At 69.1% G+C, this 10,431-nt stretch carries 9 protein-coding genes; 5 read left to right on the top strand and 4 right to left on the bottom strand.

What is annotated here, in order from left to right; translation table 11 throughout:
* On the top strand, positions 1–1,160 hold a 1,160-nt coding region (locus RMN86_RS15800; protein WP_309606814.1), incomplete at its 5' end, for an SEC-C metal-binding domain-containing protein.
* A 24-nt stretch (positions 1,161–1,184) separates the two neighbouring features.
* Here RMN86_RS15800 and RMN86_RS15795 read toward each other — a convergent pair.
* The 3 genes from RMN86_RS15795 to RMN86_RS15785 all read right to left on the bottom strand — a co-directional run bounded on the left by RMN86_RS15795 (position 1,185) and on the right by RMN86_RS15785 (position 5,614).
* A complete protein-coding gene (locus tag RMN86_RS15795) occupies positions 1,185–3,095 on the bottom strand; it encodes an alkyl sulfatase dimerization domain-containing protein (protein WP_309606813.1) in 1,911 nt (636 codons plus the stop codon).
* Positions 3,096–3,173: 78 nt separating this feature from the next.
* Positions 3,174–4,220 (bottom strand): DUF2855 family protein, encoded by a 1,047-nt coding sequence (locus RMN86_RS15790; RefSeq protein WP_309606812.1) that lies wholly within the window; start codon positions 4,218–4,220, stop codon positions 3,174–3,176.
* 2 nt (positions 4,221–4,222) lie between these two features.
* Positions 4,223–5,614: a carotenoid oxygenase family protein gene (locus RMN86_RS15785; RefSeq protein ID WP_309606811.1), complete on the bottom strand. Its 1,392-nt coding sequence runs from the start codon at positions 5,612–5,614 to the stop codon at positions 4,223–4,225.
* A gap of 87 nt (positions 5,615–5,701) precedes the next feature.
* Here RMN86_RS15785 and RMN86_RS15780 point away from each other — a divergent pair, with 87 nt between their 5' ends.
* Together RMN86_RS15780 and RMN86_RS15775 are read left to right on the top strand one after the other, a co-directional pair.
* Entirely contained in the window at positions 5,702–6,301 is a 600-nt protein-coding gene (locus RMN86_RS15780; protein WP_309606810.1) for a TetR/AcrR family transcriptional regulator, read from the top strand.
* Positions 6,302–6,327: 26 nt separating this feature from the next.
* Positions 6,328–7,557, top strand: coding sequence for a pyridoxal-dependent decarboxylase (locus RMN86_RS15775; RefSeq protein ID WP_309606809.1), 1,230 nt, complete (start codon positions 6,328–6,330; stop codon positions 7,555–7,557).
* Positions 7,558–7,590: 33 nt separating this feature from the next.
* Here RMN86_RS15775 and RMN86_RS15770 read toward each other — a convergent pair whose 3' ends face one another.
* Positions 7,591–7,899 (bottom strand): hypothetical protein, encoded by a 309-nt coding sequence (locus RMN86_RS15770; protein ID WP_309606808.1) that lies wholly within the window; start codon positions 7,897–7,899, stop codon positions 7,591–7,593.
* Positions 7,900–8,025: 126 nt separating this feature from the next.
* Here RMN86_RS15770 and RMN86_RS15765 point away from each other — a divergent pair, with 126 nt between their 5' ends.
* Positions 8,026–9,177, top strand: a complete 1,152-nt coding sequence (locus tag RMN86_RS15765; protein ID WP_309606807.1) for an epoxide hydrolase — start codon at positions 8,026–8,028, stop codon at positions 9,175–9,177.
* Positions 9,178–9,193: 16 nt separating this feature from the next.
* Positions 9,194–10,183: a pyridoxal-phosphate dependent enzyme gene (locus RMN86_RS15760; protein ID WP_309606806.1), complete on the top strand. Its 990-nt coding sequence runs from the start codon at positions 9,194–9,196 to the stop codon at positions 10,181–10,183.
* Positions 10,184–10,431 lie beyond the last annotated feature (248 nt).

The following is a 10,431-nucleotide window of genomic DNA, read 5'->3' as shown; positions in this document are numbered from 1 at the left end:
AGGGCGCGCAGCGCGACGCCGCGGTGGCCGAAATCAAGTCGCAGGTGGCGCGGCTGAAGGAGACCGCGCTCCAGGCCGGCGGGATGTTCGTGCTCGGCACCGAGCGCCACGAGAGCCGGAGGATCGACAACCAGTTGCGCGGCCGCACCGGCCGCCAGGGCGACCCCGGCCACTCGAAGTTCTTCCTGTCCTGCGAAGACGATCTGCTGCGCATCTTCGCCGGCGAGCGCCTGGACGGGATCATGCGCACCTTCGGCGTCCAGGAAGGCGAGGCGATCACCCACAAGTGGCTGAACAGCGCCATCGCCACGGCCCAGAAGCGGGTCGAGCAGCGCAACTATGAGATCCGCAAGAATCTCCTGAAATACGACGACGTGGTCAACGACCAGCGCAAGGCGGTGTTCGAACAGCGCGCCGAGTTCATGGCCTCCACGGACCTGTCCGAAGTGGTGCGCGAGATGCGCCTGGACACCATCGAGGACTTCGTCGCCCGCCACCTGCCGCCCAAGGCCTATGCCGAGCAGTGGGACATCGACGGCCTGGACGAGCACGTCCGCGGCTATCTGGGCCTGGAGCTGCCGCTCAAGGACTGGACCGGCGAGGACGGCATCGCCAACGAGGAGATCGAGGAGCGGGTCGTCAAGGCCGCCGACGCGCGCGCCGCCGAGCGCGACGCCCAGGTCGGCGAGCACATGCGCACCGTGGAACGCAGCTTCATCCTGCAGATGATCGACCTGCAGTGGCGCGAGCACCTGATGCACCTGGACCACCTGCGCAACGTCATCGGCCTGCGCGGCTACGGCCAGCGCGATCCGCTGAACGAGTACAAGACCGAGGCCTTCAGCCTGTTCGAAGCCCTGATGGTCACCCTGCGCCAGAACGTCACCCGCTGGCTGATGACGGTGGAGTTCCAGTTCGAGGACCCCGCGCAGCCGCTCCAGTTTGGAGAGGGGGGCCAGTTCCAGGAAATCCACCTCGACCCCCTGACCGGCGAGAACGCAGCCCGGATGGGCGCCCTGCCCGACGGCCTGAACGTCGAGCAGCGCCAGGCCCTGCCGGTCTCCGCCCTGCCGGAAGACTGGGAAAACACCGGCCGCAACGCGCCCTGCCCCTGCGGCTCCGGCAAGAAGTTCAAGCACTGCCACGGGGCCTTGGTCTGAGGTCAGGTCGCGCGCGGTCCGGTCTTAGCGCGACACGATCGGGAAGTTCGCGGCCGGGGCGTCGAACCAGCTGACGAAGCGGGTGAAGGCGGCGGGGTCGCCATCGGCCTTCACCGTACCGTTGGTCAGCAGCGGCGCAAGGTCGCCGCCGGCCAGGGCGGTCATCAGGAAGCTGGCGCGGGGCATGGCCATCGCCACGTCGGCGCCTGTGGCCTTGATCCCGGGGTCATAGGCGCGGGCCTCGTAGGTCAGGACATCGTTGCGCACGCTCACCCGGAACCGCTCCCGGCGCTCGGGGAAGATCAGGTCGATGACCGCTACGGCGGCGCCGGCCTTGTCCGGATTGAGCCGCACCGACAACAGGTCCAGCAGCATGGGCGTGGTGGTGTTCTGGATCAGGTCCACCGACTGGCCTATGCCACGCGCCGATTGCACGCCCGAGCGCAGTTCCAGGGCCGCGGAGAGGTACATGTTGCGCCAGATCGCGCTCTCGGCCGCCTGCCCCTGGCGGTCATAGACCTGGGCCAGCAGCTCGCGCGCCGCCTTGTTGTCGCGGTCGGCGAAGACCAGCCGATTGGCCAGATCGCCGGCCCAGCGGTCGTCACCGGCGGCGAACGCCTTGCGGGCGGCGGCCAGCACCGCGTCGGCCCCGCCCATCAGGGCCACGTAGCGGGCGCTCTGATCGGCCGGATCCAGCGGCGCCAGGTTCACCGGATTGGCGTCATACCAGCCCATGTAGCGCTGATAGACCGCGCGCGCGTTGAAGCTGAGCGCGCCGTAGTAGCCGCGGTTGTACCATTCCGCGTCCAGCGCCGGTGGCAGTTTCAGGCGGTTGGCGATCTCCGGGCCCGTGAGGCCGGAATTCATCAGCCGCACCGTCTGGTCGTGCAGGTATTTGTAGGCGTCGCGGTGCTTGCCGAGGAAGTCGACGATGGTCTCGCGGCCAAAGCGCGGCCAGGCGTGGCTGGTGAACATCACGTCGGTCTTGTCGCCGTAGAGGCGCAGGGACTCGCTCAGATAGTCGGCCCAGCCCTTGGCGTCGCGGACCAGGGCGCCGCGCGGGGTCAGCACATTGTGCATCGAGGCGTTGGCGTTCTCCGCCATGCACAACGCCTTCAGGTCGGGCAGGTAGATGTTCATTTCCGCCGGCGCCTCGGTCCCGGGGGTCAGCTGGAACTGCAGGCGCACCCCGTCGATCACCAGCTCCTCGCCGGTGTGGGTGATCGAGACATTGGGCGGGATGAGGGTCTGCGTCCCGGCGCTGAGCGCCTGGCCGATGCCCGAGCTGATCTGCCCTTGCGGGCCTTTGGGCAGGAAGGTTCCGAACTGGTAGGTGGCGCGGCGTCCCATGGCCGGGCCGGCGATGATGTTCTCGCTCACCGCATGTTCCAGAAAGCCGGCGGGGGCGATCACCCGCACCCGGCCGGCGTCGACGTCGGCCTGGGCGATCATGCCGCGCGCGCCGCCGAAGTGGTCGGCGTGGCTGTGGGTGTAGATCATCGCCACGATCGGGCGATGGCCCAGTTTCTCGTCCACCAGCCCATAGGCGGCCTTCGCCACCTCGGCGGAAGTCAGGGGGTCGATGACGATCCAGCCCGTCCGTCCCCGGATGAAGGTGGCGTTGGAGATGTCGAAGCCGCGCACCTGCCAGACCCCTTCGGTGACCTTGAACAGGCCGGCCTTGGAGAGCAGCTGCGCCTGGCGCCAGAGGCTGGGATTGGCCGTGGCCGGCGCCGGACCTTTGAGAAAATCATAGGCGCTGAGGTCCCAGACGAGCCGGCCGTCCGCCGTGGTGATCCTGGGGTCGGCGCGGCTGCCCAGATAGCCGCGCTCGGCGAAGTCGAAGTCCTGGCGATTGTTGACGTCCGGCGCCGCCCCGGCCGCGGTCGCCAGGCTCAAGGCCGCCATCAGCGTCGCCGCCCAAGATCCCCGCATCGGCGCCCCCTTTTTGGTGGCGCAGCTTAGGCCCGGAGCGCTTCGGGCGACAGTGGCTGCGTTGTGCGGCCCAAGAGCTCAGGCGGGCCGCACGATGTGGCCGTCGTCGGGGCTGACCTGACCGGACACCACCTGGCCGTAGAGCGCCAGCAGCGCCTCTGGACCCTGGTGGACTCGCAGGTGCAGCCAGGGGCTGGCCGCGACGAAGGCGCGGAGCGCGGTATCGAACCTTGCTTCCAGGTCGGCCGGGCCCCAGTCCTTGATCCGCTGACGGATCCGGTCCGGCGCGAAGAAGAATACCGGCGCCGGCCCCGTGGTGGGCGGCGCCCCGCCCATGGCGTCCCAATGGGTGATCCCCACCCCCAGGCTTATGGTCAGCGACGCCCCCAGGCCCGCGTGCGCGGCCTGGGTCACGGCGCTGCGTCCGGCGAAATCGACATAGGCGGCGGGGCCGTCGGTTGCGAGCGTGGCCAGCGCATCATAGGCCACCACCTCGTCGTAGAGGTCCAGCCGCCGCAGCAGGTCGGCGTGCGCCGGCGAGGTCAGGCCGATCACCTTCACCCCGCGACGCCGGGCGAGCCAGGCCAGGCCCATGGCGGTCTTGCTGGACGCGCTCGACAGCACCAGCGCCGCCAGCGGCGTTTCGGCAAGCTGATCGTCCAGCAGGAAGCCGGTCATCAGCAGGGGCCGCAGCAGGGACCGCCAGTCGTCGAAGCTGTCAGGCTGGGCCGCCTGATAGGCGTTGTAGGTCGGCGGCAGCGCCGCCCGGTGCGTGGAGGTCTCGACATAGCCCGCGCCCCGCGCCTGGAGCCGCGCCACCGTGTGGCTCGACATCGGCCAGTAGCCGAACAGCCTGAGCCCGACCGGCGCGTCGGCCGCCCTGGAGGACACCACCCGGGCAAATCCCCAGACCGGAATCCGACCCTTGCCCTGCGGCGCCGGAAAGAACTTCCAATAGCCGATCTGGTCGCCGGCGGCGCCGTAGGTGATGTTGTTGGCGGTCAGCGCAAAGCTTTCCACCGCCAGCAGAGCCTCGCCATCGGCCAGACCGGGGGCCGGATCGGTGGCGACGATCTCGGCGCGGCGAAGGTCGGCCCGGTCGACGAGCAGGTCCCAGGCCAGCACGGTCAGAAGCTCACCCAGTTGCCGTGAAATCCGAAGGGCACGCGCCGCGGCATGTGGGCGGTGGCGACCGGCCCCTTGGCGATGTCCTGGGCCTCGAACACCAAAAGGTCGCTGCGATCCTCGCCGGCGCGATAGACCACCGCCGTCACCCAGCCGTCGCCCTCCTCTGCAGTGGCCGAGCGCGGGGTGAACACCGGCTCCGACGTCGCGTCGCCGCCGGTCAGTTCATAGAGCTGTCGCTTGCCGGTCTTCAGGTCGAGGTGGGCGATTGCCCCCTGCCGGATGGTCTTGCCGTTCGCCGGGTCGGCCGCGTACCAGCCGTGGCGGTGCTTGCGGGTCTCGACGCGGGGATCGACGCGCGGGAACTCGCCGTCCAGGTCGTCGAGCGGTTCTTCCTTGATGGCGTCGGAGGCTCCGTTCAGATCGAAGGTCCAGCGCACCAGCCGCGCGGCGGCCTTATCGCCGGGCGAGCCATCGGCCTTGGGGAACAAGGGCGCCACGTCATAGCGCATCACGTCGGAAAAGATCTTCCCGTCCTCTTCCCAGCTGTTCAGCGGGTGGAAGACGTAGCAGGCGGGGGCGTTGAACCAGCGGATCGTCGAGACGTCGGCGTCGCGGCGCATGACGCCGACATAGGCGCCCTTCTCCGGTTCCCAGGCAAACGGCGGCAGGCCGCTCATCGCCCGCTGCAGGCTGCCGGTCAGCGGCAGGACCGGGAACAGCACATGGTGCTCGGTGACCATGAAGTCGTGAACCATGGCCGAGAACGGCGCCTGGAAGTCATCGCGGCGGATCACCACGCCGTCGGCGCCGGTCACGCCATAGCTCATGCCCGCCGACAGCGGCATGTCGCCGACGCCATAGCCGAACCAGATCATCTCGCCGGTCTTCGGATCGATCTTCGGGTGGGCGGTGACCTGACCCTTGTAGGGTCGGACATAGCCCTTGGACTCCAACGTCCGGACGTCCATCTCGAACGGCTGGTGAGCCTCCTCCAGCGCCAGCAGCTTGCCGGCGTGCCACAGGATGTTGGTGTTGGCGACGCCACCCTCGTTGCCCATGGCCAGTGGGTCGGTGGTCATCGGGTTGCCCATGCTGCCGAACAGCGCCCGGCCGTGCTGGTGCTCAAGTTCCCACTTCGGGGTGCGGACATAGCGGTTGCGGTAGCTGACCTTGCCGTCCTGGACATAGAAGCCGTGGACCATCCCGTCGCCGCCGAACCAGTGGTGGTTGGCGTCGCGGGGCTCGAACTGCGGGTTCGGTCCGATGCGGAACAGGGCGCCGCGCAGGCCCAGCGGAATCTCGCCCTCCACCGTCAGGTCGAAGTCGTCCTCGCTGCGGATCGGGGCGAAGTTGCCCGCCAGATAGGGGTTGATGCGCGCGTTTCCGTCCATGGCCGGCTCCTGTAGAAACTTACGTCGTAAATTTATTTCCCAGACCCTGGCGATTTGCAAGGGTTTTCGTGCAACTCTCAGGTGGTCATGCCCCGCGTTCTCTCAGACACCGACGTCGCCGACTTTCGAGACCGCCTCTGCGAGGCTGCCGAGCACCTGTTCGCCGAGCACGGGCCGGACGCGGTGACCATGCGCCAGCTGGCCGCCGAACTCGGTGTCTCGCCGATGACGCCCTATCGCTATTTCAAGGACAAGGACGACATCCTGGCGGCGGTCAGGACCAATGGCTTCAACCGGTTCGCCCAGGCCCTGGAAACCGCTCGCGACGCGGCCACGGGGGCGCGGGCCAAGGGCGCGGCGGTGGGCGAGGCCTATGTGGCCTTCGCGCTTGGCAACCCCCATTCCTACAAGCTGATGTTCGACCTGAACCAGCCGCACGTGGAGAAATACCCCGAGCTGGAGGCCGCGGGCCGCCGCGCCCACGCCACCATGACCGGCTATGTGGACGACGCGCTGGCAGAGGGGGTGCTGGGCGGCGACCGCGAACAGATCGGGATGATGTTCTGGGCCGCGACCCACGGCGCCGTGGTGCTGGAGCTGGCGGGCGTGCTGCCGCCGGGCGGCGCGCGCAAGCTGCAGCTCAGCCTCGACTCCACGCTCGCCCGCGGCCTGCGCGCCAAGGCGTGATCGGTATCGCCACAGGAGTCCGCGCCATGAGATCCCCGCTGCCGCAAGCCGGCGCGCCCTGGCCAGACTTGAAAGCGCGGATGCTCGGCTACGCCACCGGCGACGTGGCCTGGCGGGAGGGCAAGACCGCCGTCTATGTGTTCAACGCCGGGCCTGAGGTCGAGCAGGTGCAAAAGGAGGCCTACGCCCTCTTCCAGTCGGAGAACGGCCTGGGCCCCGCCGCCTTCCCCAGCCTCAAGCGGATGGAAGACGAGGTGGTCGGCTTCGCGCTCGGGCTGCTGCACGCGCCGGACGAGGCGGCCGGGAACATCACCTCCGGCGGGACCGATTCGATCACCATGGCGGTGAAGGCCGCGCGAGACTTCGCCCGCCAGGCCAGGGGGGTCGCCGGCCCGCTCAACATCGTCATCCCCCGTTCGGCCCATCCGGCCTTCGACAAGGCGGCGGCCCTGATGGAGATCGAGGTGCGCCGCACGCCCCTGGTCGACTACCTGGCGGACCCGGCGGCGATGGCGGCGGCGGCGGATGCATCGACGGTAATGATCGTCGGGTCGGCGCCCAACTTCCCCTATGGCCTGATGGACCCGATCGCCGCGCTCTCCGAGCTGGCGCTGGCGCGGGACCTTTGGCTGCACGTAGACGCCTGCGTCGGCGGCTATATCGCCCCCTTCGTGCGGATGAACGGCTGCGCCATCGCCCCCTTCGACTTCGAGCTTGCCGGGGTGCGCTCGATGTCGGCCGACCTGCACAAGTACGGCTACTGCGCCAAGGGGGCGTCCACCGTGCTGTTCCGCTCCGAGGACCTGCGCAGGTTCATGGTCTTCGATTTCAAGGACTGGCCGGGCGGGCGGATGGTGACCCCGACGCTGGCCGGCACCCGGCCTGGCGGGGCGATCTCGGCGGCCTGGGCGGTGATGAACTTCCTCGGAGTCGCCGGCTATCGCGCGAAACAGGCGCTGGTCACCGGCGCGCGGGAAGCCATCGCCGCCGGCGTCGAGGCGCTGGGCTTTGAGGTGCTGGGCGCCCCGCAGCTCGGCATCCTGGCCTTCACCCGGGCCGACGTGGACTGCGTGGCGCTCTGGGCCAGGCTTCGCGAGCGCGGCTGGTTCACCGGCGTCACCACCGAACCCAAGAGCCTGCACCTGATGCTCTCGCCGATCCACGCGCGGGTCGCCGACGCCTATCTGGCCGACCTTGCCTGGGCGCTGGAGACGGTGCGCGGCGCGGCGGGGCCGGCGGAGGCGCGGTATTCGTGAGGCTACCGGTCCGACGGCGGCCGGATCGGCCGCTCAGTGGCCGAAGAGTTTTGGGAAGGAGGCCTTGAAGAGCTCGCGGAATCCGCTCGACGGGGCGCTCATCGCCTTGAGGAAAGCCAGTGTGCGGGCGGCGGCGCCGGCGAACTCAAACGTCACGCCCTGGAAGGTGCAGTCCTGGAGGCGCGGTGGCGCGCCGCCCGAATAGACCAGCACGGCGCGCTGGAATGTGCAGCCGCAAAAGCTGGCGTCGTCCAGCACCACCCGACCGGTGAAGGCCTGATCGGTGAAGGTCCTGGGCCCGTCCCTCCGGGCCGTCGGGGCTGAAATTTTCAGATCGGACACGTAATGTACCAACGCAACTCTCCTGCAATGATCCGACAACGCCGGTAGCCCAGGATCGATCCCGGCGCAGGGCCACTCTTGACCACGGCGGCGACAGGCCATGGAGTCCGCCGATTGGAGGATCCTATGGCCGAGATCAAACCGTTCACTGTGGATTGGCGCGAACCCCAGGTCGGGGCCGTGCTGGATCAGGTCCGCGCCTATTCCTGGCCGCCGATCCCCAAGGTTCCCGACGGCTGGGCCTATGGTTGCGACGCGGACTATCTGAAGGCGCTCTGCGCGCACTGGACGGACGGCTACGACTGGCGCGCGGCGATGGCCGACCTCAACCGCTTCCCGCAGTTCACCGCCCGGGTGGAGGACTACGATCTGCACTTCCTGCATGTGGTGGGCGAGGCCGGGGGCAAGCGGCCGCTGATCGTCACCCACGGCTGGCCGGGGTCGCACTATGAGTTCTGGGGGGCGATCGAGAAGCTGGCCTTCCCCAGCCGGTTCGGCGGCGACGCGGCCGACGCCTTCGACCTGGTGATCCCTTCCCTGCCCGGCTTCGGTTTCTCGTCCAAGCCCGCGCGGCCCATCGGCCAGCGGACCACGGCGCGGCTGTTCAACACCCTGATGACTGAGGTGCTGGGCTATCGGACCTACCTCGCCCAGGGCGGCGACTGGGGGGCGATGGTCACCTCCTGGCTGGCGCGCGACCACGGGGAGCACGCCCGCGCCATTCACCTCAACATGCTGGGTTTCCGCCCGCATGGCGGACCGCAGGGCGAGGCGGAGGTCGCCTGGGCCACGCGCCAGGCCGGGGCCATGGACGTGATGGGCGCCTATTTCCGCCTGCAGGTGTCCAAGCCGCAGTCCATCGCCTGGATGGCGGCGGGCAACCCCGTAGGCCAGGCGGCCTGGATCACCGAGCGGTTCCACGACTGGTCGGACCTGTCGAAGAAACACACCCTCGATGAGGCCTATGGCAAGGACCGCCTGCTGACCAACATCATGCTCTATGTGATGACCGACAGCTTCGCGACCGGCGCCTGGTACTATCGCGGGCTGGTGGAAGAAGGCGGCCTGGCCTTCGAACCGGGGGAGCGCCTGGAGACCCCCACCGCCTTCGCCAACTTCCCCGGAGAGCCGCTCTACCAGGCCCCGCCGCGCACGTTCGCCGAGCGCGCCTACAACATCGTCCGCTGGACCGAGATGCCGCGCGGCGGCCACTTCGCGGCGATGGAGGAGCCGGACCTCTATGTGGACGAGGTGCGCGGGTGGGCGCGCGGCCTGTAGTGTGAGAGACAGCCGCATGCCTGCTGTCGTCCCGCCCGTCCGCCCCATCACGCTGGCCGAGATCGAGGCCGCGCGCGGCCGGATCGCCGGAACCTGCGTGCGCACGCCGCTGGTCCGCCTGGAGCTCGGCGCGGGTTTCCCGGATATCCGCCTAAAGCTCGAAAACCTGCAGCCGACCAATGCCTACAAGCTGCGCGGCGCGGTCAATGCGGTCGCCATGCTCAGCGACGCCGACCGCGACAAGGGCGTCTGGACGATCAGCGCCGGCAACGCGGGCCAGGGCGTGGCCTACGCCGCGCGCAAGGCCGGCGTCGCGTGCACGGTCGTCGCCATCGAGACGGCGCCTGCCTCCAAGCTCGACCGTATGCGCGCGCTGGGCGCCAGCCTGGTGCTGGTCTCCTACGAAGGAGCCTGGAAAGCGCTGGGCGACCGCGCCTATCCCGGCGTCGAGGGGACCTTCATCCATCCCTTCGATGACGACAATTTCATCGCCGGCCATGCGACCATGGGCCTGGAGATCCTGGAGGACGCGCCGGACGCCGTGGCCGTGATCTGCGGCGTCGGCGGCGGCGGCCTGATCACCGGCGTGGGCAGCGCCGTGAAGGCGATCAAGCCCGGCATCAAGCTGTGGGCCGCGGAGCCGGAGACCGCCTCGCCCCTGTCGCACTCGCTGGCGGCCGGCTCGGCGCGGACATTTCCCGAATGGCGGGCCTCATTCGTCGACGGCGCCGGCGGCCAGAGCGTCTTCCCGCGCATGTACCAGCGCATGACGCCCCTGGTGGACGGCTCCATCGTTGTCACCCTCGACCAGACGCGGCGCGCCATGCGGCTGATGGCGGAGACGGCCCGGATCGTCGCCGAGGGCGCGGGCTGCCTGCCGCTGGCCGCCGCGCTCACCGGCGAAGCTGGCCCGATAGACCTTGGCGGACCGATTGTCTGCGTTGTCTCCGGCGGCAACATCGACATGACCACATTCTGCGACATCATGGCCGCGACGGCGAACTGACCGGCCCCGACAACTCCGCGCCAGCCGGCGGCGCCCCGGTTCCCTCACTGGCACAACGTGAGCGTCGGAAGGAAATTCCGCGATAGAGCTTGACATCTGCCGCGCAGTATGTTCTTGTTTCGTTCCATGTCGGACCCGACCCCCACAGCCGAACGCCGCGAGCAGTTGCTCGGCGTCGTCGCCGAGAAGACCGTGGCGCTGCTGTGCGAGGTCCAGCAGCGCGCGTTTGAGGCGCAGACGGCGGCGGA

The sequence above is a fragment of the Phenylobacterium sp. genome, assembly GCF_031360265.1.
GTDB lineage: Bacteria > Pseudomonadota > Alphaproteobacteria > Caulobacterales > Caulobacteraceae > Phenylobacterium.
This window is presented reverse-complemented; position numbering and strand designations above follow the sequence as displayed.